Source organism: Bacillus cereus group sp. BfR-BA-01331 (assembly GCF_022663915.1).
GTDB lineage: Bacteria > Bacillota > Bacilli > Bacillales > Bacillaceae_G > Bacillus_A > Bacillus_A mycoides.
In genome coordinates, this window is sequence record NZ_JAKUGJ010000205.1 from 1 (window position 1) to 225 (window position 225).

Below are 225 nucleotides of genomic sequence, written 5' to 3' on the forward strand. Positions count from 1 at the left end.
GCTGACGAATACTAATAGATCGAGGACTTAACCATATAATATGAAGCAACGTTATCTAGTTTTGAGAGAATATAAAAAACTTATTGACTTTAAATGTCGAATGAGTTATGATGATTCTTGTCTCAAATGAATATAGTCTGGTAATGATGGCAGAGAGGTCACACCCGTTCCCATACCGAACACGGAAGTTAAGCTCTCTAGCGCCGATGGTAGTTGGGACCTTGT

1 rRNA gene is annotated in these 225 nt (G+C 38.7%); it reads left to right on the top strand.

The features are described 5' to 3' along the window. Positions 1-136 precede the first annotated feature (136 nt). Positions 137-225, top strand: a 5S ribosomal RNA gene (gene rrf, locus MR155_RS32560); the annotation flags it as partial.